This window comes from Spirilliplanes yamanashiensis (assembly GCF_016863475.1).
GTDB lineage: Bacteria > Actinomycetota > Actinomycetes > Mycobacteriales > Micromonosporaceae > Spirilliplanes > Spirilliplanes yamanashiensis.
Genome location: NZ_BOOY01000003.1, coordinates 182,565 through 207,728, shown reverse-complemented (window position 1 = coordinate 207,728; position 25,164 = coordinate 182,565). Strand labels below are relative to the sequence as shown.

Annotated in this window: 27 protein-coding genes; 8 read left to right on the top strand and 19 right to left on the bottom strand. The window is 73.2% G+C overall.

What is annotated here, in order from left to right; genetic code table 11:
• Positions 1 to 6 precede the first annotated feature (6 nt).
• The 3 genes from Sya03_RS03180 to Sya03_RS03170 are packed head-to-tail and all read left to right on the top strand — an operon-like array spanning position 7 to position 4,742.
• Positions 7 to 1,383, top strand: a complete 1,377-nt coding sequence (locus Sya03_RS03180) for a hypothetical protein (protein WP_203936606.1) — start codon at positions 7 to 9, stop codon at positions 1,381 to 1,383.
• Positions 1,384 to 1,419: 36 nt separating this feature from the next.
• Complete coding sequence (locus tag Sya03_RS03175; RefSeq protein ID WP_203936605.1) at positions 1,420 to 4,020, top strand: FtsK/SpoIIIE domain-containing protein; 2,601 nt, start codon at positions 1,420 to 1,422, stop codon at positions 4,018 to 4,020.
• Positions 4,017 to 4,742 (top strand): hypothetical protein, encoded by a 726-nt coding sequence (locus tag Sya03_RS03170; RefSeq protein WP_239107079.1) that lies wholly within the window; start codon positions 4,017 to 4,019, stop codon positions 4,740 to 4,742. Before Sya03_RS03175 ends, Sya03_RS03170 begins: the two co-directional genes overlap by 4 nt.
• Here the strand turns inward: Sya03_RS03170 and Sya03_RS03165 are convergent.
• The gene (locus Sya03_RS03165) at positions 4,739 to 5,104 is read right to left on the bottom strand and encodes a nuclear transport factor 2 family protein (RefSeq protein ID WP_203936604.1); all 366 of its coding nucleotides are present in this window, start codon (positions 5,102 to 5,104) and stop codon (positions 4,739 to 4,741) included. The two genes, Sya03_RS03170 and Sya03_RS03165, sit on opposite strands and share 4 nt — an antisense overlap.
• An 80-nt stretch (positions 5,105 to 5,184) precedes the next feature.
• On the opposite strand from Sya03_RS03165, the gene Sya03_RS03160 reads away from it, so the two are divergent.
• Both Sya03_RS03160 and Sya03_RS03155 read left to right on the top strand, forming a co-directional pair.
• On the top strand, positions 5,185 to 6,039 hold the full coding sequence (locus Sya03_RS03160; RefSeq protein ID WP_203936603.1) for an ABC transporter ATP-binding protein: 855 nt from the start codon (positions 5,185 to 5,187) through the stop codon (positions 6,037 to 6,039).
• Positions 6,036 to 6,815: an ABC transporter permease gene (locus tag Sya03_RS03155; RefSeq protein ID WP_239107078.1), complete on the top strand. Its 780-nt coding sequence runs from the start codon at positions 6,036 to 6,038 to the stop codon at positions 6,813 to 6,815. The genes Sya03_RS03160 and Sya03_RS03155 overlap by 4 nt, the downstream gene beginning before the upstream one ends.
• Here Sya03_RS03155 and Sya03_RS03150 read toward each other — a convergent pair.
• Both Sya03_RS03150 and Sya03_RS03145 read right to left on the bottom strand, forming a co-directional pair.
• Positions 6,812 to 7,492: a hypothetical protein gene (locus Sya03_RS03150; RefSeq protein WP_203936602.1), complete on the bottom strand. Its 681-nt coding sequence runs from the start codon at positions 7,490 to 7,492 to the stop codon at positions 6,812 to 6,814. The two genes, Sya03_RS03155 and Sya03_RS03150, sit on opposite strands and share 4 nt — an antisense overlap.
• Positions 7,493 to 7,535: 43 nt before the next feature.
• Positions 7,536 to 8,384 (bottom strand): 3-hydroxyacyl-CoA dehydrogenase family protein, encoded by an 849-nt coding sequence (locus Sya03_RS03145; RefSeq protein WP_203936601.1) that lies wholly within the window; start codon positions 8,382 to 8,384, stop codon positions 7,536 to 7,538.
• Between the two features lie 131 nt (positions 8,385 to 8,515).
• Here Sya03_RS03145 and Sya03_RS03140 point away from each other — a divergent pair, with 131 nt between their 5' ends.
• Entirely contained in the window at positions 8,516 to 8,890 is a 375-nt protein-coding gene (locus Sya03_RS03140; RefSeq protein ID WP_203936600.1) for a hypothetical protein, read from the top strand.
• Here Sya03_RS03140 and murA read toward each other — a convergent pair.
• Positions 8,887 to 10,176, bottom strand: coding sequence for a UDP-N-acetylglucosamine 1-carboxyvinyltransferase (gene murA / locus Sya03_RS03135; protein WP_203936599.1), 1,290 nt, complete (start codon positions 10,174 to 10,176; stop codon positions 8,887 to 8,889). The two genes, Sya03_RS03140 and murA, sit on opposite strands and share 4 nt — an antisense overlap.
• Before the next feature lie 76 nt (positions 10,177 to 10,252).
• On the opposite strand from murA, the gene Sya03_RS03130 reads away from it, so the two are divergent.
• Positions 10,253 to 10,831 carry a cob(I)yrinic acid a,c-diamide adenosyltransferase gene (locus Sya03_RS03130; RefSeq protein ID WP_203936598.1) on the top strand — a complete coding sequence of 193 codons (579 nt, stop codon included), beginning with the start codon at positions 10,253 to 10,255 and terminating at the stop codon, positions 10,829 to 10,831.
• On the opposite strand, the gene Sya03_RS03125 is transcribed toward Sya03_RS03130, so the two are convergent.
• The 14 genes from Sya03_RS03125 to glyA all read right to left on the bottom strand — a co-directional run bounded on the left by Sya03_RS03125 (position 10,828) and on the right by glyA (position 23,053).
• Positions 10,828 to 11,295 (bottom strand): DUF2550 domain-containing protein, encoded by a 468-nt coding sequence (locus Sya03_RS03125; protein ID WP_203936597.1) that lies wholly within the window; start codon positions 11,293 to 11,295, stop codon positions 10,828 to 10,830. The genes Sya03_RS03130 and Sya03_RS03125 overlap by 4 nt on opposite strands.
• A 13-nt stretch (positions 11,296 to 11,308) precedes the next feature.
• Positions 11,309 to 11,593: a F0F1 ATP synthase subunit epsilon gene (locus Sya03_RS03120; protein ID WP_203936596.1), complete on the bottom strand. Its 285-nt coding sequence runs from the start codon at positions 11,591 to 11,593 to the stop codon at positions 11,309 to 11,311.
• 85 nt (positions 11,594 to 11,678) lie between these two features.
• A complete protein-coding gene (locus tag Sya03_RS03115; protein ID WP_203936595.1) occupies positions 11,679 to 12,809 on the bottom strand; it encodes an LCP family protein in 1,131 nt (376 codons plus the stop codon).
• Positions 12,810 to 12,984: 175 nt separating this feature from the next.
• Entirely contained in the window at positions 12,985 to 14,103 is a 1,119-nt protein-coding gene (locus tag Sya03_RS03110; protein ID WP_203936594.1) for an LCP family protein, read from the bottom strand.
• Positions 14,104 to 14,208: 105 nt separating this feature from the next.
• Positions 14,209 to 15,645 (bottom strand): F0F1 ATP synthase subunit beta, encoded by a 1,437-nt coding sequence (atpD, locus tag Sya03_RS03105; protein ID WP_203936593.1) that lies wholly within the window; start codon positions 15,643 to 15,645, stop codon positions 14,209 to 14,211.
• Entirely contained in the window at positions 15,645 to 16,574 is a 930-nt protein-coding gene (locus Sya03_RS03100; RefSeq protein WP_203936592.1) for a F0F1 ATP synthase subunit gamma, read from the bottom strand. Before Sya03_RS03100 ends, atpD begins: the two co-directional genes overlap by 1 nt.
• Before the next feature lie 2 nt (positions 16,575 to 16,576).
• Positions 16,577 to 18,238: a F0F1 ATP synthase subunit alpha gene (gene atpA, locus Sya03_RS03095; protein WP_203936591.1), complete on the bottom strand. Its 1,662-nt coding sequence runs from the start codon at positions 18,236 to 18,238 to the stop codon at positions 16,577 to 16,579.
• Positions 18,239 to 18,287: 49 nt separating this feature from the next.
• Positions 18,288 to 19,109: a F0F1 ATP synthase subunit delta gene (locus Sya03_RS03090; RefSeq protein ID WP_203936692.1), complete on the bottom strand. Its 822-nt coding sequence runs from the start codon at positions 19,107 to 19,109 to the stop codon at positions 18,288 to 18,290.
• Positions 19,106 to 19,651 (bottom strand): F0F1 ATP synthase subunit B, encoded by a 546-nt coding sequence (locus tag Sya03_RS03085; RefSeq protein WP_203936590.1) that lies wholly within the window; start codon positions 19,649 to 19,651, stop codon positions 19,106 to 19,108. The genes Sya03_RS03090 and Sya03_RS03085 overlap by 4 nt, the downstream gene beginning before the upstream one ends.
• A 25-nt stretch (positions 19,652 to 19,676) precedes the next feature.
• Positions 19,677 to 19,910, bottom strand: a complete 234-nt coding sequence (locus Sya03_RS03080) for an ATP synthase F0 subunit C (RefSeq protein ID WP_203936589.1) — start codon at positions 19,908 to 19,910, stop codon at positions 19,677 to 19,679.
• A gap of 67 nt (positions 19,911 to 19,977) precedes the next feature.
• Entirely contained in the window at positions 19,978 to 20,769 is a 792-nt protein-coding gene (gene atpB / locus Sya03_RS03075; RefSeq protein WP_203936588.1) for a F0F1 ATP synthase subunit A, read from the bottom strand.
• 15 nt (positions 20,770 to 20,784) lie between these two features.
• Positions 20,785 to 21,228, bottom strand: coding sequence for a hypothetical protein (locus tag Sya03_RS30750; RefSeq protein ID WP_239107077.1), 444 nt, complete (start codon positions 21,226 to 21,228; stop codon positions 20,785 to 20,787).
• Entirely contained in the window at positions 21,225 to 21,773 is a 549-nt protein-coding gene (locus Sya03_RS03065; RefSeq protein WP_239107076.1) for a hypothetical protein, read from the bottom strand. The genes Sya03_RS30750 and Sya03_RS03065 overlap by 4 nt, the downstream gene beginning before the upstream one ends.
• Entirely contained in the window at positions 21,770 to 23,053 is a 1,284-nt protein-coding gene (gene glyA, locus Sya03_RS03060) for a serine hydroxymethyltransferase (protein ID WP_203936587.1), read from the bottom strand. Before glyA ends, Sya03_RS03065 begins: the two co-directional genes overlap by 4 nt.
• 49 nt (positions 23,054 to 23,102) lie before the next feature.
• Between glyA and Sya03_RS03055 the strand changes: the two genes are divergently transcribed.
• A complete protein-coding gene (locus Sya03_RS03055; RefSeq protein ID WP_203936586.1) occupies positions 23,103 to 24,614 on the top strand; it encodes an SDR family oxidoreductase in 1,512 nt (503 codons plus the stop codon).
• On the opposite strand, the gene Sya03_RS03050 is transcribed toward Sya03_RS03055, so the two are convergent.
• Positions 24,550 to 25,164, bottom strand: a complete 615-nt coding sequence (locus Sya03_RS03050; protein ID WP_275411424.1) for an arsenate reductase/protein-tyrosine-phosphatase family protein — start codon at positions 25,162 to 25,164, stop codon at positions 24,550 to 24,552. The genes Sya03_RS03055 and Sya03_RS03050 overlap by 65 nt on opposite strands.

The window sequence follows — 25,164 nt, the reverse complement described above, 5'->3', positions numbered from 1 at the left end:
TCACGGGTGTCCGTGCTCGTCGTCGCCGCGTTCGCGCTTGCCTGGTGGCTGGGTTGCTACCTGCTCGCGCGCGATCCGACGCGCCCGCTGCTGCACCGGGCCGCGGCGGCGCTGCTGACGTACGCGACGGGGGTGGCCTGCGGGCTGCTCGCCCCGTACGTGGACGCGCTGCCGCTGGCGACGCTGGAGCAGGTGCTGCTGTGCGTGCCGCCGCTGGCGTGGGCGGGCGTGGCGGTGGGCCTGCTGGCGGAGGACCTGCCGGAGCGGCGGCAGATCGAGCGGGGCTGGGCGCTGACGTCGGTGCTGCTGCTGGCGATGGTGCCGGCGCTGCCGTCGCCGGGGCGGCTGGTGGTGCTGGCGCCGATGATCGGCGCGGTGGTGGTGCTGTGGCGATTCCGGGACGGCACCCGCCGGCGCACGCTGACGGGCCCGCTGACGGTGGCGGCGGGCCTGTACGCGGCGGCGCTGGCGGTCGTGCTGCTGCCGGTGGACGTGGGCGCGCACGGGCTGCTGCTCGCGGCGCTGGGCCTGGACCTGCTGATCCTCGGGTTCGTGGCGGCGGTGGCCGACGCCGACGACGCGGGCGAGCGGCTGCGCCCGGACCTGCGCCGGTCGTTCGCCGGGGCGCTGTTCGCGGGCCTGCTCGCGGGCGGGCCGACGGCGCTGGCGCTGGCGGCCGCGGAGCCGTCGCCCGCGCTGGTGGCCCTGCAGCTGGTGGCGGTGGTGGCGGCGATGGTGGCGGTGACCGTGGAGGGCGCGGTGCGCCGGTCGCTGGACCGCATCGCGTTCTTCGACGACGAGCCGCTGCGCGCGGAGCGGGAGGCGCTGTGGCTGGCGGCGGACGCCCTGCCGCGCCGCCGCGAGCGGCACCGGGTGGGCGAGCTGGACGAGGAGGAGTTCCACCGGCTGACCCGGCGGGCGTTGCAGCACTTCCGGGACACCGGCCGCCTGCTGCGCAGCCCGCTGGCGGACCTGCCGGTGGTGACGGAGCGGCTGCTGGCCCGCGGCGTGCCGCCGGAGGTGCCGCTGGCCCGGGTGACGGAGCTGCGGGCGGTGCTGCGGGAGGCGGTGGCGGCGCTGAAGCCGAACGGGGCGTACTTCGGCACCACGGAGGACTGGCGGTACTACAACGCCGTGTACTTCTGCTTCGTGGTGGGGTTGCGGCCGTACCGGCGCGGCGGCGGCGCGGACGCGCTCGACCGGGACGCGCGGCGGGCGCTGGAGTGGTTCCGGCGGCACGTGCCGGAGCGCAACGTGCGGCTGTGGCAGGCCGTCGGGGCCCGGCTGGTGGCGGAGCGGCTGTGGCGCCAGGCGCGGGCGGGTGGGGTGGCGCGGCCCGCGACACGCGACCAGGAACGCCGACACAGCGCCCAAAACGGTTAATATCGCCCCGCTGAAGCGACGCGGGGAGGTGCGAAGGTGGGCAGCGCCCGCACGGCCCTCGCCGCCGTGGTCCGCAAGGAGATCGCCACCGCCCGCGGCACCGCCCGCGCCGTGCTCGCCGCCGCCGAGAGCGCCCGCAGCGAGGCCGAGCGCCGCCGCCGGATGGTCCGCGACGCGTACGCCACCTGCCTGACCCAGCTCGCCGACGCCCGCGACGCCGCCCGGCTCGACATCCTGCGCCGCTACCACCACGAGTCGGCGACGCTGTCCGCCACCGTCGAGACCCTCGCCGCCGCGTCCGCGCCCGGCGCCGCCGGGGCGTCCTGGCCCGCCTGGGGGCCCACCGAGCCGAAGCCCGGCCGCCGGCCCGGCCTGCTGCGCATCGGCATGATCGCGTACGACCCGCCGCCCCCACCCGGCCAGCCGCCCGCCCAGCGCCGCGCCCTGCTGCCCGCCCTCATCCCCCTGCTCGACCACGCCCACCTCGACCTGTCCGGCGAGCAGTCCACCGTGGACGGCGTCATCGCCGGGCTGCTGCTGCGCACGCTCGGCAGCACCCGCCCGGGCGACGTGCGCGTCACCGTCTACGACCCCGAGCACCTCGGCGGCACCCTCGCCGCGTTCGCCCCGCTCGGCAGCGCCGACCTGCTGTCGTTCGTCGGCCCCGGCGGGCTCGGGCCGATGCTCGACGACCTGGTCGAGCAGATCCGGCGCATCAACGAGCAGGTGCTCGCCGGCGAGTACGCCAGCCTGCCCGACCTCACCGCCGCCACCGCCGGCCCGCGGCCCGAGCCGTGGCGGGTCGTCGTGCTGCTCGGCGACCGTGCGTCCGGTGACCTGCCCGCCGCCCAGCGCGCCCAGCTCGACCGGGTCGTGCGCACCGGCGTCGCCTGCGGCGTGCACGTCGTCGCCCGCGGGGTGCCGCTGGCCGCCCACCCCACCGTCGAGCACATCGTGGTGCGCGACGGCACCGCCAGCGCCGAGACCACCGGCGACCTGCCCATCCGGCTCGACCCGCCGCCGCCCGCCGACCGGATCAGCCAGTTCTGCCGGCAGACCGCCGAGCGGCTGCTCGCCGGGCCGCCCCCGGCCAGCTTCGCCGACCTCGTACCCGGGAAGCTGTGGGTGGAGAGCTCGGCCCACGGCCTGGTGGCGCCCGTCGGTGACGGCCCGGACGGCGCGCTGGTCGACGTGCCGCTCGGCGACGACCCGCCGCACGCGCTCATCGGCGGCCCGTCCGGCTCCGGCAAGACCAACCTCGTCTACGCGTGGCTCGGCGCGCTCGCCACCCGCTACGACCCGGGCGAGCTGGCGCTGTACCTGCTCGACTTCAAGGAGGGCGTGTCGTTCGCCCGGTTCGCGCCCAGCCCGCGCGACCCCAGCTGGCTGCCGCAGGTGCGGCTGGCCGGCGTGAACGTCAACGGCGACCGCGAGTTCGGCATCGCCCTGCTGCGCCACCTCGCGGGCGAGCTGCGCCGGCGCGCGCAGGCGGCCAAGCGGCACGACGCCAGCAAGCTGGCCGAGCTGCGCGCCGAGGACCCGGGCGGGCACTGGCCGCGCATCGTCGCCGTCATCGACGAGTTCCAGGTGCTGGTGTCCGGGCGCGACGCGGTCGCGGCCGAGGCCGTCGAGCTGCTGGAGGACCTGGCCCGGCGCGGCCGCTCCCAGGGCATCCACCTCGTGCTGGCCAGCCAGGACGTGTCCGGCATCGAGGCGCTGTGGGGCCGCTCCGCGCTCGTCGCCCAGTTCACGCTGCGCATCGCGCTGCCCAAGGCGCGCCGCATCCTGGCCGAGACCAACCTGGCCGCCGACGTGATCCCCCGCCACCACGCCGTCGTCAACACCGACTCCGGCGTCGCCACCGCCAACCGGGTGGTGCGCCTGCCCGACGCGGGCGACCGGACGATGTGGCGGCACTTGCAGACCGCGCTGTGGGAGGCGCGCGACCCCGGGGCCGAGCCGCCGCGGCTGTTCGACGGCGACGCCGTGCCCGTGCTGTCGCCGCAGACCCTGCCCGCCGTCGCCCCCGGCGAGGCCGCGCTCGGCGAGCGCATCGCCGTCGACCCCGCGCCCGCCGTCGTCGGGCTCGGGCGTACCCCCGGCCGGAACCTGGCCGTGCTCGGCGGCCGCGCCGCCGAGGCCTGCGACGTGCTCGCGGCGGCCGCGCTCACCCTCGCCACCCACGGCCCGGCCCGCTTCACCGTCGTCTGCGCCGACGCCGCGGCGGCCGACGCCGCGGCCCGCCTCGCGGCGGCCCTGCCCGGCGCCGCCTTCACCGACACCGTCGCCGACGTGCCCGCCGCGTCCGACGTGCCGCACTACGTCGTCGGGTACGCCCTCGACGCCGCCGGCCCCGGCCTGCGCCCGCTGCTCGACGACGGCCCCGCCGCGGGCGTGCACGTGCTCGGCTGGTGGCGGTCCGTCGGCTCGCTGCGCGAGTCCGTCGGCGGCCTCGGCGCCCGGTTCGACGCGATCGGCTCCTGGGTCGCGCTCGACGTGCACGGCGCCGACCTGGCCCCGCTCAGCCCGATCCCCGGCGGGCCCGCCTGGTACCCGCGCCCCCGCCGCGCCCTCTGGTTCGACCGCACCGCGCACCGTGTCCCCGAAGTGATCATCCCGTACGAGGTGGCCCTGTGAGCAGCCGTGACTACCAGCTGATGGTCAACGCCCTGGCGGGCGCCGCCCGGCGCCGCGACGCCGAACTGGCCGGCGCCGAACGCGCCTACCAGGACAGTTCCGCCGCCGCCGCGGGCGAGCTGGCCCGCGCCGAGGGCGAGGCCACCGAGGCCGACCGCTGGGCCGCCGCCGCCGCGGCCGGCGTGCTCGACACCGACCGCCAGGCCGCCCAGATCTGGGAGCAGCTGCGCCGGGTCCCGGGGTTACGCCCGCGCGCCCTCGGCGAGTTCCCGGAACCCGCCCCCGTCGAGGCGCTGCCCCGGGTGGCGATCCCCCGGGGTCCGGACGCCACCGAGTCCCTCGCCGACGACCAGCCGTCCGCCCGGGCCATCCTGTCGCGCGCCGCCGAGCGCGTCGACGAGACGCTGCGCCCGGCCCGCCGCCGCCCGATGCCGCGGCTGCTGCTGCCGCTGCTGCCGATCGCGGGCGCCCTGATCGCCGCCGCCACCGGCCTGCTCGCCAGCGGCCTGGTCACCATGGGCGAGGCGGGCGGCGCCACCGCGTCGGCCGTCCGCGCGGCCGGCTGGGTGGCGTTCCTGCTCGCCCCGTCCGCCGGGGTGCCCGTGGTGGCCTGGGCCGCCCGGCGCACCCTGCACGCCCGCCTCGACATCGGCGGCGTCGCGCTGACCCTGCTCGGCGGCATGGCGGCCGCGGCGGCGCTCAGCTTCACCTTCATGCACTAGCGGAAGTCGTTCTCCGCCAGCGGGATCACCCACGCCCGCCGCTCGCAGATCTTGCCGTCGCGCATCCGGAACACCTCGGCCATCGACAACCGGCCCACCGTCCCGTCGGCCTGGATCACCTCGCCGGTCAGCTCCGCCATGACGACGTCGCCCTCCTCGACCATCCGCACCACGCCCAGCTTCGGCGGCGCCGTCCACCCCGGCCCCTCGATGGCGGCGTCGTACGCCTGCTTACCGGTGAGGCGGAACGCCCCGAACACGGTCCACTCGATGTCGTCGGTGAGGCAGGACAGGATCTGGGTGTGGTCGTTCTTCCGGAACCCGTCGAGGTAGATCTCGACGGTCTGCTTGTTCTGCGACATCCGCCCACCCTGACACGCGGCGGCGGTGAATCGACGCAGCGGCACGGACCCGGCGGCGTCCGCGCCGTAGGGTTCGGCGGGTGAGTGACGCGATCAGCGTGCGGGGGCTGCGCAAGGCGTACGGCGGGACCGACGCCGTGTCGGGTGTGGACCTCGACGTGCGCCCGGGCGAGGTGTTCGCCCTGCTCGGCCCGAACGGGGCCGGCAAGACCACCACCGTCGAGATCCTGGAGGGCTACCGGCGGCGCGACGCCGGGGAGGTCCGGGTGCTCGGGGTGGACCCGGCCGTGGGGCTGTCCGGCGGGCCCGCGGCGCGGGCGTGGCGGGCCCGCATCGGCGTGGTGCTGCAGGGCACCGGCGAGTTCGACGAGCTGACGGTGGGCGAGGTGGTGGCGCACTTCGCGCGGTTCTACCCCGGCGCCGAACCGGCCGCCGCCGTCATCGACCGCGTCGGGCTGGGCGCCAAGGCGCGGGCGCGCACGCACACCCTCTCCGGCGGGCAGAAGCGGCGGCTGGACGTGGCGCTGGGCATCATCGGCCGGCCCGAGCTGCTGTTCCTGGACGAGCCGACGACGGGCTTCGACCCGGAGGCGCGGCGGGACTTCTGGACGCTGATCCGGGACCTGGCCGCGGCGGGCACCACGATCGTGCTGACGACGCACTACCTGGAGGAGGCGGAGGCGCTGGCCGACCGGGTGGCGGTGATCGCGGCCGGGCGGGTGATCGCCGCGGGACGGCCCGCGGAGCTGGGCGGTCGCGCCGACGCGGCGGCGACGGTGTCGTGGCGTACCCCCGGAGGTGGGGTGGAACGCGCCGAGAGCGCGACGCCGACGGCGCTGGTGGCCGAGCTGGCGTCGCGCTACGGCGGCGAGGTGCCGGGCCTGACGGTCACCCGGCCCACGCTGGAGGACGTCTACCTGCGGATGATCGCGTGATCGCGCTGCGGCAGGGCGCCCTGGAGATCCGCCAGTTCCTGCGCAGCCGGGAGCAGGTCGTGTTCACGATGGCGTTCCCGGTGCTGATGATCGTGATCTTCGCGTCCATCTTCGACGGCGAGATCGGCGGCGGGGTGCGGTTCACCCAGTACTTCGTCACCGGCATGATCGCCACCGGCCTGATGACGGCCGGGTTCCAGGCGCTCGCCATCCAGATCCCGATCGAGCGCGACCGCGGGGTGCTCAAGCGGCTGCGCGGCACGCCGATGCCGCCGTGGGTGTACTTCGCCGGCAAGGTGCTGATGGTGGCGTTCATCGCGGTGGCGGAGACGATCCTGCTGCTGGTGGTGGCGACGCTGCTGTTCGACCTGGAGCTGCCGTCGTCGGGGCGGCTGTGGCTGACGTTCCTGTGGGTGGCGGCGCTGGGCACGACGGCGTGCACGCTGTGCGGCATCGCGTTCTCGTCGCTGGCGCGCACGGGGCGCAGCGCGCCGGCGGTGGTCACGCCGGTCGCGCTGGTGCTGCAGTTCATCTCGGGGGTGTTCTTCGTGTTCACCAGCCTGCCGACGTGGATGCAGCAGGTGGCGGCGGTGTTCCCGCTGAAGTGGATGTGCCAGGGCCTGCGGGCGGTGTTCCTGCCCGGCTCGTTCGGGGCGCAGGAGCCGGGCGGGTCGTTCGAACTGGGCACGGTGGCGCTGGTGCTGGGCGCCTGGTGCGTGCTCGGGCTGGCGCTGTGCCTGACGACGTTCCGCTGGACGACCCGCCGCGACGGTTAGATCGCCAGGGGCCGCTCGGCCCGCTCGCGGAGCTGGCGGGCCATCGCGTGGGCGTCGCCGTGGCGGCCGCCGTCGCCGGGGCGGTTGCGGGTGATCGCGTCCGCCAGGGCGCGCAGCTCGTCCGGGGGCAGGTATCCGCCCGCGTTGCCCCGCAGGCTGATCGTCACCCGGCGGCCCGTGGCCGGGTCGCGGGCGACGAGGACCGGGATGCGGACCCTGTTGTGGCCGGAGCCCTGCTCGACGGCGCCGGCGGTGATCTCGGCGGTGGACAGGTCGACCCGGCGGGTCCGGACGGCGCCGCGGACGTCGGCATGGGTGCCCTCCAGCCAGACGGCACTGCGCAGCACCCGCAGCACCAGGCCGAGCCCGAGCACCACGAACGGCAGCCCGAGCAGCCCGATCAGCTGGACCGGCTCGAACCAGTCGAACGGTGACGACGAGCGGGAACAGCCCAGCTCCTCCAGCAGCCCCGGTGGCAGGTCGTCGACGGTGCCGCCCTCGACGGTGCATTCCCCACCGCCGGCCTGCCCGCCGAATCCGGTCATCCACCGGCTCGCGAGCGCGGGCAGCACCGCGAACGCGGTGCCGCCCGCGACGAACACCAGACCGGCGACCACGCCGATCACCCGCTGGGCGCCGACCGCGCCGACGGACAGCCGGACTCTCTCGTTGATCACGGCGGGCAGCATAGGCCCCCGGCCCGCCGGCCGACCGGCCGGCTCAGTGCTGGTAGAAACCGCGGCCGGACTTGCGGCCGAGGTCGCCCGCGGTGACCATGCGCTGCATCAGCTCCGGCGGGAAGAACTTGGGGTCGCCGGTGTCGCGGTAGATGTTCTGCGCGGCGTGCAGCAGGATGTCGACGCCGGTGAGGTCGGCGGTGGCCAGCGGGCCCATGGCGTGGCCGAAGCCGAGCTTGCACGCGGTGTCGAGCTCCTCGGCCGAGATGACGCCGGCCTCGACGAGCTTGACGGCCTCGACCACGAACGCGGTGAGCAGCCGGGTGGTGACGAAGCCCGCGACGTCGCGGTTGACGGTCACGCACACCTTGCCGCAGTCCTCGGCGAACGTGCGGGCGGTGGCCAGCGCGGCGTCGGAGGTCTTGAGGCCGCGCACGAGCTCGACCAGCTTCATCATCGGCACCGGCGAGAAGAAGTGGACGCCGACCACGCTCTCGGGCCGGTCGGTGACGGCGGCGATCTGGGTGATCGGGATGGCGGAGGTGTTCGACCCGAGCACCGCCCCGGACTTGCAGATCTTGTCGAGGGCGCGGAACACCTCGTGCTTGATCTCGATGCGCTCGAAGACGGCCTCGATCACCACGTCGGCGTCGGCGGCGGCGTCCAGGTCGGTGGTGCCGGTGATGCGGCCGAGCGTGGCGTCGACGTCCTCGGCGGCGATGGTGCCCTTGGCGGCGAACCGGCCGAGGGAGTCGCGGACGGCGGCGAGGCCCCGCTGCACGGCGGCGTCGTCCACGTCCCGCATGGTGACCTGCCAGCCCGCCCGCGCCGCCACCTGGGCGATGCCGGACCCCATGAGCCCCGCGCCGATGACCGCCAGCCGTCCCGCCATGCCGTCCTCCTCGTCGACGTCGTCGTCCCCGCCAACCTTAGTCAGCGTTCAGGATCCCGCACGGCCGGGTCCACGATCCCGATCGGGTCGAATCCGGCCGAAACGCAACAATGGGGTGCCACACTGTGCCCATGCCGTCCAGTGGCGGGTGGTACCTCGCGGGGCCGATGATCGCCTTCGCTCTCATCGGCGTGCTCGCCGGCGTGCTGCGCTGGGGCATCGACCGCGACAGCGCCATGGACGACTGGGACGGCGACGGCTGGGACGGCCTCGACGTGCTCGCCGGCGCCCCGCTCGACGAGGACTACGGCCTGCTCGCCCCCGCCGCCCTCGCGGACGACGCCGACGTGGCCGCCGAGGTGCGCCGCCTGCTGCGCGAGGCCGGCATCCGCGCCACCGAGGCCGTCCGGCACGACGGCCGCATCGTCGTGCTCGTGTTCAGCGACGAGGTGGAACGCGCCCGCCGCCTCGCCGCGGGCGGCTCCCCCGAGGGCCACCCGGCCTAGAAGCCGAACGCCTCCTCGTCGGGCGCCTTGTCGCGCTCGACCTCGACACCCAAATCGCGCAGGTTCTGCACGAAGTCCGGGTAGCCGCGGTCGATGTGGTGCACGTGGCTGACCTCGGTCACGCCCTCCGCACAGAGCCCCGCGACGACCAGCCCGGCCCCCGCGCGGATGTCCGTGGCCGCCACGGGCGCCCCGGACAGCCGCTCGCGCCCGCGCACCACCGCGTGGTGGCCGTCGGTGCGGATGTCGGCGCCCAGGCGCACCATCTCGTTCACGAACAGGAAGCGCCCGTCGAAGATGTTCTCGGTGATCAGCGACGACCCCTCGGCCACCGCGGCCAGCCCCAGCGCCATCGGCAGCAGGTCGGTCGCGAAGCCGGGGTACGGCAGCGTCACGATGTCGACGGCGCGCGGCCGGTCGTCGATCCGCACCCGGAACGCGTCGCCGAGCGGCTCGACCGCGCCCCCGGCCGACACCACCTTGTCGAGGGCGATCTCCAGGTAGGCGGCGGGCACCCCGCGCACCGTGACGTCGCCGCGGGTCATCGCCGCCGCGAACGCCCACGTGCCGGCCACGATCCGGTCGCCGACGGTGGCGTGCTCGACGGGCCGCAGCTCGTCCACGCCCTCGATCCGCAGCGTGGAGGTGCCGGCGCCGTCGATGTGCGCGCCCATCGCGGTGAGCATGGTGCACAGGTCGACGATCTCGGGCTCGCGGGCCGCGTTGTCGATCTCGGTGACGCCCTTGGCGAGCACCGCCGCCATCAGCAGGTTCTCCGTGGCGCCCACGCTCGGGAAGTCGAGCCAGATCGTCGCGCCGTGCAGGCCGCCGGGCGCGGAGGCGATGACGAACCCGTGCTCGCCGGAGATGTCGGCGCCCATCCGGGACAGGCCCGCCACGTGCATGTCGAGGCCGCGCGAGCCGATCGCGTCGCCGCCGGGGTGTGCCACCCGCACGTACCCGCGGCGGGCCAGCAGCGGCCCCAGCACGCAGATGGACGCCCGCAGCCGCCGCACCAGGTCGTAGTCGGCCTCCGAGCCGGGCTCGTCGGGCACCGTGATGGTGGCCGACGTGCCCTCCAGGGCGACCGTGCAGCCGAGCCGCCGCAGCACCTCGGCCATGATCGCGATGTCGGTGATCCGGGGGACGTTCGCCACCACGCTGGCGCCGGGGGCGAGCAGCGTCGCCGCCATCAGCTTCAGCGCGGAGTTCTTCGCGCCGCCGACCGCGACCTCGCCGGCCAGCCGCGCCCCACCCTTGACCCTGATCACATCCACGTGCGCCATCGTATGGGCACCGGCGGCCCGGCGTCGTGCGAGCCGTCCTCCTGTCGGGGACGTCACGGGCTCTAGGGTGGGTCGCATGGCGGTGCATCTGACGAGGATCTACACCCGGGCGGGCGACTCCGGCTCCACCCGGCTGAGCAACAACGACCTGGTTCCCAAGACGGACCCGCGCATCGCGGCCTACGCCGACACGGACGAGTGCAACGCCGCGCTGGGCGTCGCGCTGGCCCTCGGCGCGCTGCCCGGCGACGTGCGGGAGGTGCTGGCGGCGATCCAGAACGACCTGTTCGACGTCGGCGCCGACCTGAGCAACCCGGTGGCGCCCGACCCCGAGTACCCGCCGCTGCGCGTCACCCAGGCGTACGTCGACCGCCTGGAGGGCTGGTGCGACGACTACAACGAACGGCTCACCGAACTGACGTCGTTCATCCTGCCCGGCGGCACCCCCGGCGCCGCCCTGCTGCACGTGGCGCGCACGGTGGCACGGCGGGCGGAGCGCAGCGCCTGGGCCCTGCACGCGGCGGACCCGGACCGCACGTCGACGCTGCCGATCACGTACCTGAACCGCCTGTCGGACCTGCTGTTCATCCTGTCGCGGGTGGCGAACCCGGACGGCGACGTGCTGTGGCGGCCCGGCAAGACGCAGGGCGGCTAGCTGTCGAGCGGGGTGGGCCGGATGGCCGGCCGGGGTGTCACGGACCCGGGCGGCCCCGGCGGCCCGGCCTCCAGCCACGACAGGAAGCCGGTGACGGTGCCGGCCGCCATGGCGATCTCGACCGGCGCCTGGAAGCTGGTGCAGCGCAGCACCACCCAGTCGCCCGGCATCGTCATGCGCTCGGGGCCCTCAGGGGCGCGCCGGCAGTCGACGGCGAGCCCGCCGCGGGTGAGCACCCGCTTCGGCCGGGGCGAGAAGCTGAACATGCGGTAGAACCGCAGCTCGTCGCCGTGGAAGACGCCGAGCCCGGCGGACCACCCGCGCCCCGGCACCACGGTGGTGACCCGGACCTGGAGCGTGATGGTGCCGCCCGAGCGCATCAGCACCCGGCGGCGCAGGAACAGGAAGAGCAGCAGACCGGCCAGGGCCGCGACGACGATTCCGAACCATTCCAGAATCTGCATCGCGGCGGGCGGTTCAGTGCGCGGCGGCCGGCTCGACCGGCGTGGCGCTCTCGGCGAGGACCGTGACGCCCTCGGGGCTGACGGAGAGGAAGCCGCCCGCCACCTCGTAGGCGAGCTGCTGGCCGTCGGCCAGCTTCACCCGCACCTGCGAGGGCTCCTTGAGCAGGCCCAGCAGCGGCGAGTGGCCCGGCAGGACGCCGATCTCGCCCTCGGTGGTGCGCGCGACCAGCATCTCGGCCTCGCCCGCCCAGATCTTCTCCTCGACGGCAACGACCTCGACGTGCAGCTGCTTGGCCACGCTGTCTCCCTGGAGTGTCCGGCTCCCCGCCGTCAACAGTGTCGGGGCAAGTCTAGACGGACGGGTGTCCCCCCGGCGCGCCGGGTCAGCTCTCGTCGTTGATCAACTCGGGGTGCGCGGCGAGGAACGTGGCCACGGTGTCGGCCTGCACGGCGGCGAAGAAGTCCTGGCTGATCGGTTCCAGCCGCTCGCCGCGGTAGTTGCTGCCGGTGCCGATGCCGCCGCCCTTGAGCCGCACCATCGTGATGTCGTCGCCGCGCAGGCCCTTGAGGGCGAAGGCGAAGTCGACGACCGAGTTGCCGCGGCCGTTGAAGGTCAGCGACTGCCCGGCGGCCCGCAGCACCTGGTCGAGCTTGATCGGGTTGGTGACCACGTCGGCGCTGAGCGCCTGGGCCGCCATCGCCTTGAGGAACTGCTGCTGGTGCTTCTGCCGGTCGTAGTCGCCGTTCTTGAGGCCGTAGCGCTGCCGCACCAGGTCGAGGGCCTGCCAGCCGTTGAGGTGGTGGGTGCCCTTCTCGTAGACCATCTGCGGGCCCGTGTAGTGGGCGCCCGGGTACGGCAGGTGGCGCGGCGAGCCGTCCGGCTGCAGGTGCTCGCTCCGGACCCGCTGGTCGATGGTCATGGTGACCCCGCCCATCGCGTCGACGATCTTCTTGAAGCCGGAGAAGTCGATGATGGCGCCCGCGTCGAAGCGCTTGATGCCGGTGTACGCGCTGACCGTCTTGCTGAGCAGCTCGAAGCCCTGCGCCACGCTGGGCGTCCTGCCGGGCCGGCGGCTGCCGTTCGCCATCGCGCCGTTGATCTTGCCGCGGCCGCCGTAGTAGCCGGCCTTCGGGAACGCCGGGATGTCGACGACGGTGTCGCGCGGGATGGAGAACAGGTACGCGCTGTCCAGCCCGGACGGGATGTGCGCGATGATGATCGAGTCGGAGCGCGGCTCCTGCGAGGCGTCCCGCGGGTCGACGCCCACGAGCAGCACGTTCAGCGGCCCCTTGAGCGACTTCGTGGTGACCGTCTCGACCTTGCCGGTGCTCGCCGCGGCGGCCTGGTCGCCGAACAGGTCGTCGGTCTTCACGGCCCCCGCGTAGCGCTTCACCAGCACCTGCTGGAGCACCAGCGTGCCGCCGCTGGCGACCATGAGGACCACGCCCAGGATCGCGCACCAGCGGGCCCAGCGCGGGCTCTGCTGTCTGCCGCCGTCCTTCGTGCCGCCCATGCCGCCCGTGCCTCCGCGAGTCGATGCGCCGTCCGGCCGCGGACGCGGCCCTGAGTGATGACGGGTCACGCCACCACCTACGTTGCATCGACGCTAGCCAGCGAAACTGAGAGTTTCTTGCGTAGTCGAGCATTCCCGGCCGGCGGGCGGCCAAACGCGCGGGGTGCCCCTGTGACTACTTGGCGCGATTGATGAAGGAGGGGTTGTTGAGCAGGAACTCGTCGATGGAGTCCGACCGGATCGACGCGAACAGCTCGTCCGTGCCCTCCTTCAGCTGCTCGCCCTGGTAGCGGCCGTTGACCATGTACGACCCGCCGCTCAGCTTGATCGTGGTGATCTGCTCCGGGCGGATGCTCTTCAGCGCGAACGCGAAGTCCAGCACGGTGCGGCCGCGGCCGCTGAACGTCAGCGACTTGCCCGCCGCCGTCAGCACCTTGTCGAGCTTCACCGGGTTGGTCACCACGTCCGCGCTCAGCGCCTGGTCGGCCAGCGCCTTGAGGAACTGCTGCTGGTGGCGCTGGCGGGCGTAGTCGGTGCCCTTGAGGCCGTAGCGCTGCCGGACGAAGTCCAGCGCCTCCCAGCCCTCCAGGTGCGCCTGGCCCACCTCGTAGACCTTCTGCGGGCCGACGTACGGGTGCTCGTCGCCCCGGTACCTCGGCCGGTACGGGCGCTTGGAGCCGTCCGGCGCCAGGTGCTCCGACTTCGTGCGCTCGTCGATGTACATGTCGACGCCGCCGAGCGCGTCGACGACCTTCTTGAAGCCGTCGAAGTTGACGATCGCGCCCGCGTCGAAGCGCTCGATGCCGGTGAGCTTCGACACCGTCTTGCTCAGCAGCTCGAAGCCCTGGACGGTGCTCGGCAGCTGCTTGCCGGGCACCCGGCTGCCCATCGCCATCGCGCCGTTGATCTTGCCGTGCTGGGTGCCGATGCCGGCCTTCTCGAACGCCGGGATCTCGACGTAGGTGTCACGCGGGATGGAGAAGACGTACGCCGACTCCATGTCCTTCGGCACGTGCACGACCATGATCGAGTCGGCCAGCGGCGGGGTCGCCGGGTCCCGCGGGTCGATGCCCACCAGCAGGAAGTTCAGCGGGCCCTCGATGTCGCTGCCCGTGTCCTCCGTGCCGCCGGCGGCGTCACCGAACAGGTCCTCGTTCTGCACCGCCCCCGCGTAGCGGGCCGCGAGCGCCTGGCTCGTCACCAGGCCGCCGCCGCTGACGACCATGAGGAGCGCGCCGGCGATCAGCGTCACCGTCGCCCAGCGGGGGGCCTTGCTCTTGCTGCTGCCGGCCATCGCGGTTCGACTCCTGCGGGACTGGAGGGCACGGGGCACTGCATTCGACAACGGCGAAGCCGCGCCGGCGTGACGCCGGCGCGGCTCGCAGATTAACAGCAGACGTCAGCTGTTCATCATCTCGTGCGCGTTGCGCTCCAGGTCCTCGAGCCCGCCGCACATGAAGAAGGCCTGCTCGGGGAAGTGGTCGTACTCGCCCTCGCTGATCTTCTTGAACGACTCGATGGTCTCCTTCAGCGGGACCGTCGAGCCCGGGACGCCGGTGAACTGCTCGGCGGCGTACGTGTTCTGCGAGAGGAAGCGCTCGATGCGCCGGGCACGGGCGACCGTGACCTTGTCCTCCTCGGAGAGCTCGTCCATGCCGAGGATGGCGATGATGTCCTGGAGGTCCTTGTACTTCTGCAGGATGCGCTGCACCTCGCGGGCGACCGCGTAGTGCTCGGCGCCCACGTACTCGGGGGCGAGGATCCGCGAGCTGGAGGCCAGCGGGTCCACGGCCGGGTAGATGCCCTTGTCCGAGATCGACCGCTCGAGGTTGGTCGTCGCGTCCAGGTGGGCGAACGTGGTGGCCGGCGCCGGGTCGGTGTAGTCGTCGGCGGGCACGTAGATCGCCTGCAGCGAGGTGATGGCCTTGCCGCGGACACTCGTGATGCGCTCCTGCAGCTCGCCCATCTCGTCGGCCAGCGTGGGCTGGTAACCCACGGCGGACGGCATGCGGCCGAGCAGCGTCGACACCTCGGAACCGGCCTGGGTGAACCGGAAGATGTTGTCGATGAAGAGCAGCACCTCCTGGTTCTGCACGTCCCGGAAGTACTCCGCCATCGTCAGCGCGGCCAGGGCGACCCGCAGGCGGGTGCCCGGCGGCTCGTCCATCTGACCGAAGACCAGCGCGGTCTTGTCGAGCACGCCGCCCTCGTCCATCTCGAGGATGAGGTCGTTGCCCTCGCGGGTGCGCTCACCCACGCCGGCGAACACGGACGTACCACCGAAGTTGCGGGCGACACGGATGATCATCTCCTGGATGAGCACCGTCTTGCCCACGCCCGCGCCACCGAACAGGCCGATCTTGCCACCGCGCACGTACGGCGCGAGCAGGTCGAGGACCTTGATGCCGGTCTCCAGCATCTCCGTCTTCGGCTCCAGCTCGGCGAACGCCGGCGCCTTGCGGTGGATCTCCCACCGGTCCTTGATCTCCAGGGTCGCCGGGTCGGCGTTGAGCACGTCGCCCAGCGCGTTCCAGACGTGCCCGCGGGTCACGTCGCCGACGGGCACCGAGATCGCGGAGCCGGTGTCGGTGACCTCGGCCCCGCGGACCAGGCCGTCGGTCGGCTGCATGGAGATCGCGCGGACCAGGTTGTCGCCCAGGTGCTGGGAGACCTCGAGCGTCAGCTTCTTGGTGCCCTCGGAGAGGGTCACCTCGACGTGCAGCGCGTTGAAGATCTCGGGCATGGCGTCGCGCGGGAACTCGGCGTCGACCACCGGGCCGATGACCCGGACCACGCGGCCGACACCGGTCTTCGTCGGTTCAGCAACAGCAGTCATCACACATCACTTCCCGCCGCCGCCAGCGCGTTCGCGCCGCCGACGATCTCACTGATCTCCTGGGTGATCGCGGCCTGCCGCGCGGAGTTCATCTCCCGCGTGTACCGCTTGAGCAGGTCGTCCGCGTTGTCGGACGCGGACTTCATGGCGCGGCGCCGGGACGCCGACTCGCTCGCCGCCGAGTCCAGCAACGCCGCGTAGATGCGGGTGTTGATGTACTTCGGCAGCAGGGCGTTCAGCAGCTCGTCCGCCTCCGGCTCGAACTCGTACGCCGCTCGCAGCCCCGGCTCGCGCTCCTTGTCCTCGACCTGCATCGGCGCCAGGAAGCGCGCCTGCGCGGTCTGGGTCATGAGCGACTTGAACTGGGTGTTGACGATGTGCAGCTCGTCCACGCCCTGGATGTCGTCCGGGCCGAGGTGGTCCTCGCCGTCGTCCGCGCCCGCCGAGAACGCGGCGATCAGCGACTCGCCGATCGTCCGCGCGTCGTCGAACGTGGGCCGCTCGGAGAAGCCCGTCCAGCTCGCGGCGATGTCCCGGTTGCGGAACCGGTAGTACGTGACGCCCTTGCGGCCGACCACGTACAGCGCCACCTGCTTGCCGTCCTCCCGCAGCCGTGCGATCAGCTGCTCGGCGGTCCGGATCGCGTTGGCGTTGTACGCCCCGGCCAGGCCCCGGTCGCTGGTGATCAGCAGGACGCCGGCCCGCCGCACCTGCGGACGGGGCGTCAGCAGCGGGTTCTCCAGGGTGGCGTTGGAGGCGAGCTCCGTCAGCACCTGGGTGATCGCCTCCGCGTACGGCTTGGAGGCGGCGACCCGCTCCTGCGCCTTGGCGATGCGGCTGGTGGCCACCAGCTCCTGCGCCTTGGCGATCTTCTTCGTCGACTTGACCGTGCGGATCCGCCGCCGAAGGGCCTGTACCTGACCAGCCATGACTAGCTCTCGTCCGCGGCAGTGGCGCCCGCCGCAGGGCGGACCTCACGGGTCACGGTCTCGTGGTTCTCGTCGCCCTCGAGCGGCTTGGCCGGCGCCTCGTTGAGGCGGATCCCGGTCTCGCCCGCCAGGAACTGCGGCTTGAACTCCGACACGGCCGACGTCAGGCCCTCGACGTTGTCGTCCGTGAGGTTGTTCGTCGACGCGATGCTCGTGAACAGGTCCGAGCGGTGCCGGCGCAGCCAGTCGAGGAACTCCCGCTCGAAGCGGCGCACGTCGCCGACCGGGATGTCGTCGAGCTGGCCCGTGGTGCCGGCCCACACGCTGACGATCTGCTCCTCCACCGAGAACGGCGAGTACTGCGGCTGCTTGAGCAGCTCGACCAGGCGGGCGCCCTTCTCCAGCTGGGCCCGCGACGTCTTGTCCAGGTCGGACGCGAACGCCGAGAACGCCTCCAGCTCACGGAACTGCGCCAGGTCGAGGCGCAGGCGGCCGGCGACCCGCTTCATGCCCTTCACCTGGGCGGCGCCGCCGACGCGCGACACCGAGGTGCCGACGTTGATGGCGGGACGCACACCCGAGTTGAACAGGTCGGACTCGAGGAAGACCTGGCCGTCGGTGATGGAGATGACGTTGGTCGGGATGTAGGCCGAGATGTCGTTGGCCTTCGTCTCGATGATCGGCAGGCCGGTCATCGAGCCGCCACCCAGCTCGTCGGAGAGCTTCGCGCAGCGCTCCAGCAGGCGGGAGTGCAGGTAGAAGACGTCGCCCGGGTACGCCTCGCGGCCCGGCGGGCGGCGCAGCAGCAGCGACACGGCGCGGTACGCCTCGGCCTGCTTGGTCAGGTCGTCGAAGACGATCAGGACGTGCTTGCCGTTGTACATCCAGTGCTGGCCGATGGACGAGCCGGCGTACGGCGCGATGTACTTGAAGCCGGCCGGGTCGGACGCCGGGGAGGCCACGATGGTCGTGTATTCCATCGCGCCGTGCTCCTCGAGGATGCCCCGGGTCGCGGCGATGGTGGACGCCTTCTGGCCGATGGCGACGTAGATGCAGCGGACCTGCTTCTTCGGGTCGCCCGACTCCCAGTTGGCGCGCTGGTTGATGATCGTGTCGAGCGCGACCGTCGTCTTGCCGGTCTTGCGGTCGCCGATGATCAGCTGGCGCTGGCCGCGGCCGATCGCGGTCATCGCGTCGATGGCCTTGATGCCGGTCTGCAGCGGCTCCTTGACGGGCTGGCGCGCCATCACGTTCGGCGCCTGCAGCTCCAGCTCGCGGAAGCCCTCGTTGGCGATGTCGCCGCGGTCGTCGATGGGCTCGCCCAGGGGGTTCACCACGCGGCCGAGGAAGGCGTCGCCGACCGGCACGGAGAGGACGCGGCCGGTCCGCTTGACCTGCTGGCCCTCCTCGATGCCGGCGAAGTCGCCCAGCACCACGACGCCGATCTCGCGGACGTCGAGGTTCAGCGACACGCCCAGCGTGCCGTCCTCGAACTCGAGCAGTTCGTTCGCCATCGTCGAGGGCAGACCCTCGACGTGCGCGATGCCGTCGCCCGCGTCGCTGACGACGCCGACCTCCTCGCGGGAGGTCTCGGGCGTGTAGGACGAGACGTAGCGCTCTAGCGCCCCTCGGATCTCGTCCGAGGAGATGGTCAGCTCGGCCATCCTCTGCCTTCTCTAGTCTGCTCGGCGGCGCCGCCCCCGAGGGAGTTTGCTATTTGGCGAACGCCTGCCGGGCTTCGGTGAGTCGCCGCAGGATCGTGCCGTCGTAGAGGTCGGAGCCGACCCGGACGCTGATGCCGCCGATGATGTTCGGATCGACGTCGATCTTCAGCGAAACCTGCCGGCCGTACAGTTCGGACAGCTTCGCGGCGAGCCGCTGCTCGTCCGTCTCGGCGAGCGGACGGGCCACGGTCACGTACGCCACCTCGCGGTCGCGCTTCGCCGCCGCCAGCTCGACCATCCGAGTCAGGGAGACCTCGAACCCGCGGCCACCGAAGCCGGCCAGTGCCACCTCGACGAGCTTGCCCGTGGCCAACCGGACCTTGCCCTTCAGCAGGTCCCTGACCAGAGTAACCCGGCGTTCCTGAGTGGCGCTCACGTCGGCGAGCACCGCGGCCAGGGCCGGGGTGGCGCTCACGAGCTGCCCGAAGCGGAAGAGCTCGTCCTCCACCTCGGAGAGCTCGCCCGCCCGGTCCGCGCTGAGCAGCAGCGCGTCGACCGCGAGCCGCTCGGTCGCGGTGAGCAGCTCGCTCGGCGCCGACCAGCGGCCGGCCACCAGCGCGCCGACCAGCTCGACGGTGACGACGCCGACCTTGCCGGACAGCAGCGAGCCGAGCAGCTCGGCCCGCTGCTTGCCCGACCTCGACGGGTCCGTGAGGGCCCGGCGCAGCCGGGGCTCACGGCCGAGCAGGCGCGCGACCGCCAGCACCTCGTCGGCGACGGCCGCCACGTTCTCCGCGGTGGCCTGCTTGCCGTATGCGGCGAGCTTGCCCGTCGCCTCGGCGTACGCCTCCCGGGTGGCAGCGGACATCAGCGCCGCCCCCCGGCCGTGGTGTCGAGGCTGTCGAGGAACCGCTCGACGGTGCCCCGGTTGCGGGCCTCGTCGGCGAGCGACTCACCCACGATGCGACCCGCCAGGTCGACCGCGAGCGTGCCGACCTCGGCGCGCAGGTCCCGCACGATGCTCTCGCGCTGGGCGGCGAGGGCGTCGCGGCCGGACGAGATGATCCGGTCCGACTCCTCCCGCGCCTTGGCGAGCACGTCGGCGCGGATCTCCTCCGCGTCGGCGCGCGCCTCGTCGCGGATGCGAGCGGCCTCGGTGCGGGCCTCGGACAGCTGGACCCGGTACTGCTCGAGCAGCTCGTTGGCCTCGGCCTGGGCGGCCTCGGCACGCTTGAGACCGCCCTCGATGGCGTCGACCCGCGCCCGGAAGGTCTGCTCCATGCGGGGGAAGACGAACTTCATGAGGACGAAGCAGAGGATCGCGAACGCGATCGTGCCGAGCACCAGCTCCTGCCAGAGCGGGATGATCGGGTTGTGCTCCGTGCCGCCCTCGGCGGCGAGAATGTTGAGCATGGAAACCTCCGAGTGGGACGGACGATCAGCGCATGTCCGCCCAGATGAAGCCGAACGCGATGCCGAGCAGCGCGAGGACCTCGATCACGGCGAAGCCGATCCAGACGAACGGCTGGGTGATGCGGGCCGACTCCGGCTGGCGGGCGGTCGACTGGATGTAGGCCGAGAAGACCAGGCCGACACCGATGCCGGGGCCGATCGCGGCGAGGCCGTAACCGATGGCGGCGGTGCTGCCCTCTACGGCGGCGTACACGTCCATTAGTGATTCCTCCTGGTATCTCGCGTGACTGTCACGCGGGACGACAACGGGTCTGACACAAGGAAACTCAGTGCTCTTCGGCGAGCGAGCCCTGGATGTAGCTGGCCGTCAGCACCGTGAAGACGTAGGCCTGCAGGGCGCAGATCGCGAAGTCCAGGAAGGTCAGGGCGATGGCCATGACCCACGACAGCACCGAGACCGGCGCGAGCCAGAGATTCGCGTTGATCATCGCGAACCCGCCGAGCGTGAAGACCAGCAGCAGCATGTGGCCGGCGAACATGTTCGCGAAGAGCCGGACCGCCAGCGAGAACGGCCGCACGATGAAGTTCGAGAAGAACTCGATCGGCACCAGGATCGGCAGGATGAACCAGGGCGCCGGGGGCACCAGCGCGTGCTTGATGTAGCCCGCGCCGTGCTTCCGGAAGCCCAGGTAGATGAACATCACCCAGCTGATCACCGCGAGGATCGCCGGGAACGCGATGTGCGAGTTCGGCGAGATCTGCGCGCCCGGGACGATGGCCCAGATGTTCATGATGAAGATGAAGCTGAACAGCGTCGCGAGGTACGGCGCGAAGCGCACGCCCTCCTTGCCGATCATGTCGATGGAGATGTTGTTGCGCACGAAGCCGTAGAGCGACTCGGCGATCCACTGCTTCTTGGTCGGCACGAGCTGCGGCTTACGGGACGCGACCAGGAAGAAGATGATGAGGATCGCGACGCTCAGCCAGAGGAGCAGCGTGATCTTCGTGAACCAGTAGGACTCGTGTCCACCCCACGGCACAATGCTGGGCAGGTAGAAGTCCTCGACGCTCGGCGGGAACGGAACTTCCGCCGCGAGGACGATCGACTGACCGGTCACCGTAGCCCTTCCAGGTCAGGCGCCGAGTCGGCGCACGATGAGATAGACCCCGGCGGCGGCACCGACCACCGCGCCGATACCCGCCGCGATGCCGTTCGTGCCGAGCCACGAATCCACCAGCCAACCGACGCCGCCCCAGACCACGATGCCCGCGATCAGATAGGAGATCGACACCATGCCGCCCCCGGTGTCGGGAGGCTGCTGGGCGTCGTCCTTGCGGGATTCGGGAGGGGGCTGCTGACCGGCCATGACCGGGCGAACGATATCAGCCGGTAACACCAGGCTGTGCCAGACCCCCCGGACAACACTCGGTCGTCCGGGCGACGGGTGGGCGCTCGACTCGGGCACACGGTACTCCCCGGAGTCGAGCACATGCCACGATCGGCGCGCGGGCGTCACCCGGTCCAGCGCGGCGGCGCCGCCGGCGACCACGAAAGGGGTTGTGAGCTGGGCGCTCATGGCGTGCCGGGCGGGCCGTCGGGCAGGTGGCGGCGGGCCAGCCGGGCCACCCACCACGCCTGCACGGCGGTCAGCGCGACGACCCCGCCGGCGAGCCCCCAGGCCATCGGGACGCCCCCGGCCCAGCCGCTCTCGCCGACGCTCAGCATGACGAACGCCACGAGAGCGAACTTGATCACATAGGCGAGCAGCCCGACCGGCATGACGAGGGCCGGGCGGACGGCGTCGGCCCACGCAATGGCCAGGGTGGACATCGTGGCGCCGACGGTGACGACGAAGACGCCGGCGGCGGCGCCGAGCGCGGCGGTCGGCCCGCCGAGGAAGAAGCCCGCCGAGCCGGCGCAGAACACCAGGGCGAAGCCGGCGGCGGCGACCATCGGCAGGTGCTCGATGCGCCAGCGCGGGTCGGCCGGCAGCGGCGGCAGCTGCGGCAGCGGCCGGTCGTCGTCGTCGCGGGGCGGGCCGAAGAACGTGAGGCGCTGCGCGGGCACGGCCGGCCGGTCGGCGGTGACGCCGGCCGCCGGCTCCGCGTCCGGGGCGCTCACCGGGGCTCCGGGTACGCCGGGAACTTGCCGACCAGGGCCGACACCTCGTCCGCGACGTCGCGCAGGCGCGCCGCCCCCGCCGTGGTGGCCGGGTCGTTCCGGACCGCCGTGGCGATCAGGCCCGCGATCTGCCGCATCTCCGCCTCCCGCATCCCCTGCGTGGTGACGCAGGGGGTTCCGACCCGCACCCCGGAGGCCGTGGCCGGCCGCTCCGGGTCGTACGGGATCGCGTTCTTGTTCAGGGTGATCCTCGCAGCATCGCACCGCAGCTCGGCAGCCAGCCCGGTCACCCCGGCCTCGCGGAGGTCCAGCAGGGCCAGGTGGGTGTCCGTGCCGCCGGACACCGGGCGCATCCCCTCGGCGGCCAGTGCCGACGCCAGCGCCTGCGCGTTGCGGACCACCTGCACCGCGTACGTGTGGAACTCCGGCAGCGCCGCCTCGCGCAGGGCGACCGCCTTCGCGGCGACGGCGTGCATGAGCGGGCCGCCCTGGGTGAACGGGAAGACGGCCTTGTCGATGCGCTGCGCCAGCTCCTCGCGGCACAGGATCATGCCGCCGCGCGGGCCGCGCAGCACCTTGTGGGTGGTGGCGCAGACGACGTCGGCGTGCGGCACCGGCGACGGGATCGCCCGGCCGGCCACCAGGCCGATGAAGTGGGCGGCGTCGACCATCAGGTACGCCCCGGCCTCGTCGGCGATCTCGCGGAACCGGGCGAAGTCGATGAGCCGCGGGTACGCCGTCGCCCCGCAGATGATCATCTTCGGCCGGTGCGCCAGGGCCAGGTCGCGCACCTCGTCGTAGTCGATGCACTCGGTGTCGCTGCGCACGGTGTAGCCGACGGTGTGGAACCACTTGCCGGAGAAGTTGACCTTGCTGCCGTGGGTCAGGTGCCCGCCGTGCGGCAGCTCCATCGCCAGCACCGTGTCGCCGGGCTGCACCAGCGCGGCGTACGCGGCCAGGTTCGCCGACGCCCCCGAGTGCGGCTGCAGGTTGGCGTGCTCCGCGCCGAACAGGTCCTTCGCGCGCTCGACGCCCAGCTCCTCGGCGCGGTCGACCTGCGCGCAGCCGCCGTAGTACCGCCGGCCCGGGTAACCCTCGGCATACTTGTTCGTGAGGGTGGACCCCAGCGCGGCCAGCACGGCCGGTGAGGTCAGGTTCTCGCTCGCGATGAGCTGCAGACCGCCGCGCAGGCGCTCGAGCTCGCCCGTCACCACCCCGGCGATCTCGGGGTCGACGCTCTCCAGCGCCGCGAAGTCCGGCCCCCAGTACGTGGCTGCCACAGGTTCACTCTAGGGATAGTCGTGCTCACCCGCGGGCAAGGAGACAGATATGCGTTCTCTGGTCACCGGCGCCACCGGGTACATCGGCGGCCGGCTCGTGCCCCGGCTGGTCGAAGCCGGTCACGACGTCCGCTGCCTCACCCGCACCGCCGGGCGGCTGCGCGACGTCCCCTGGGCGGACCGCGTCGAGATCGCCGAGGGCGACCTGGGCGACCCCGCGTCGCTGCGCGGCGTCCTCGACGGCGTCGACGTCGCCTACTACCTGGTGCACTCGCTGGGCCGGCGCGACTTCGAGGCGCGCGACCGGGCCGCCGCCGCGACGTTCGCCGAGGCGGCGCGCGCCGCGGGCGTGCGCCGGATCGTCTACCTGGGCGGCCCCGAGCCGCCGCCCGGCGAGGAGGCCTCGCCGCACCTGCGCTCCCGCGAGGAGGTCGCCCGCATCCTGCTCGACAGCGGGGTGCCGACGATCGTGCTGCGGGCCGCCGTCATCATCGGCTCCGGCTCCGCGTCGTTCGAGATGCTGCGCCACCTCACCGAGCGGCTGCCGGTCATGATCACCCCGCGCTGGGTGTCCAACCGCATCCAGCCGATCGCCGTGCGCGACGTGCTGCGCTACCTCATCGAGGCCGCCGCGCTGCCCGGCACGGTCAACCGGGCCTTCGACGTCGGCGGCGCCGACGTGCTGACCTACGGCGACATGATGCGCCGGTACGCCCGGGTGGCCGGCCTGCGCCCGCGCGTCATCCTGCCGGTCCGGCCGCTGTCGCCCGGGCTGTCGGCGCACTGGGTCGGCGTGGTCACCCCGGTGCCCAACGCCATCGCCCGGCCGCTGGTCGCCAGCCTGGTGCACGAGGCCGTCGCCCGCGAGCACGACATCCGCGAGCTGGTGCCGTTCGAGCCGCTCGGCTTCGACGAGGCGGTCCGGCGGGCGCTGGGCAAGATCCGCGACTCGGAGGTGGAGACGCGCTGGTCGACGGCGCTCGGCACCGACGTGTCGTCGGCCGAGCCGCTGCCGTCCGACCCCGAGTGGTCCGGCGGCAGCAGCTACACCGACGTGCGCTGCCGCGAGGTCGCCGCGCCCGCGGGCGAGCTGTGGAAGGTCATCGAGGGCGTCGGCGGCGACCACGGCTGGTACTCGTTCCCGCTGGCCTGGTCCGTGCGCGGCTGGCTGGACCGGCTGGTCGGCGGCGTCGGGCTGCGCCGCGGCCGCCGCGACCCGCACCGCCTGCTGGTCGGCGAGGCGCTGGACTGGTGGCGGGTCGAGGAGATCGAGCCGGGGCGGCTGCTGCGGCTGCGCGCCGAGATGCGGGTGCCCGGGCGGGCCTGGCTGGAGATGCGCGCCGAGCCGGCCGGCGAGGGCCGCAGCGTCTACCGCCAGCGGGCCGTGTTCCTGCCGCGCGGGCTGGCGGGGCACGCCTACTGGAAGGCGATCGTGCCGTTCCACGGGGTGGTCTTCGCGGGCATGGCCCGCAACATCGCCCGGGGCGCCGAGGCCGCTACGGCAGCAGCGCGGCCACCAGCGGTTCCACCGTCTGCTGGATCTCGTCGCCGATCCGGGTGAACGTCTGGTCGCCGCGTCCCCACGGGTCGTCCAGGTCGTCGCCGGGCAGCGGCTCCGCGCCCGCCCGGGCCCGCTCGGCGGCCTCGACCAGCGCGACGCCGCGCGCGTGGACGGCGTCGGCGTCGGCCGACGCCGGGGGCAGCCCGGCGGTGTCGACCTGGGCGAGCAGCCGGCCGAACTCGCCGAGCACGAACGTGCGCCCGGCCGCGTCGGGCCGCAGCGCCACCACGTAGTCGTGCTGGTCGGCGGTGGCCGTCAGGACCAGGTCGGCGCCGTCGATCTGCTCGCCGGTCAGCTTGCGGGCCGCGAAGTCCGCGTCGTCGCAGCCCCGGGCGGCCAGCTGGCGGGCGGCCGGCGGGTTCATCTGCTCGCCGGCGTGCCACCCGCCGGTGCCCGCGCTGACGCTGCGCACCAGCTCGCCGCCGCCGCTGCCGCCGGCCGGCACCAGGGCCGCCGCCCGGTCCCGCACCGCCTTGGCCAGCATCCGCTCGGCCATCGGCGACCGGCAGATGTTGCCCATGCAGACGTGCAGGACGGTGAACGGCGGCAC

Coding starts and splice junctions, on each gene's coding strand:
- atpA (WP_203936591.1), bottom strand. CDS start 18,238: ATGGCCGAGCTGACCATCTCCTCGGACGAGATCCGAGGGGCGCTAGAG.
- murA (WP_203936599.1), bottom strand. CDS start 10,176: ATGGCGCACGTGGATGTGATCAGGGTCAAGGGTGGGGCGCGGCTGGCC.
- Sya03_RS03140 (WP_203936600.1), top strand. CDS start 8,516: ATGCCGTCCAGTGGCGGGTGGTACCTCGCGGGGCCGATGATCGCCTTC.
- Sya03_RS03080 (WP_203936589.1), bottom strand. CDS start 19,910: ATGGACGTGTACGCCGCCGTAGAGGGCAGCACCGCCGCCATCGGTTAC.
- Sya03_RS03145 (WP_203936601.1), bottom strand. CDS start 8,384: ATGGCGGGACGGCTGGCGGTCATCGGCGCGGGGCTCATGGGGTCCGGC.
- Sya03_RS03130 (WP_203936598.1), top strand. CDS start 10,253: ATGGCGGTGCATCTGACGAGGATCTACACCCGGGCGGGCGACTCCGGC.
- atpD (WP_203936593.1), bottom strand. CDS start 15,645: ATGACTGCTGTTGCTGAACCGACGAAGACCGGTGTCGGCCGCGTGGTC.
- Sya03_RS03110 (WP_203936594.1), bottom strand. CDS start 14,103: ATGGCCGGCAGCAGCAAGAGCAAGGCCCCCCGCTGGGCGACGGTGACG.
- Sya03_RS03100 (WP_203936592.1), bottom strand. CDS start 16,574: ATGGCTGGTCAGGTACAGGCCCTTCGGCGGCGGATCCGCACGGTCAAG.
- Sya03_RS03055 (WP_203936586.1), top strand. CDS start 23,103: ATGCGTTCTCTGGTCACCGGCGCCACCGGGTACATCGGCGGCCGGCTC.
- Sya03_RS03125 (WP_203936597.1), bottom strand. CDS start 11,295: ATGCAGATTCTGGAATGGTTCGGAATCGTCGTCGCGGCCCTGGCCGGT.
- Sya03_RS03165 (WP_203936604.1), bottom strand. CDS start 5,104: ATGTCGCAGAACAAGCAGACCGTCGAGATCTACCTCGACGGGTTCCGG.
- Sya03_RS03115 (WP_203936595.1), bottom strand. CDS start 12,809: ATGGGCGGCACGAAGGACGGCGGCAGACAGCAGAGCCCGCGCTGGGCC.
- Sya03_RS03085 (WP_203936590.1), bottom strand. CDS start 19,651: ATGCTCAACATTCTCGCCGCCGAGGGCGGCACGGAGCACAACCCGATC.
- Sya03_RS30750 (WP_239107077.1), bottom strand. CDS start 21,228: ATGAGCGCCCAGCTCACAACCCCTTTCGTGGTCGCCGGCGGCGCCGCC.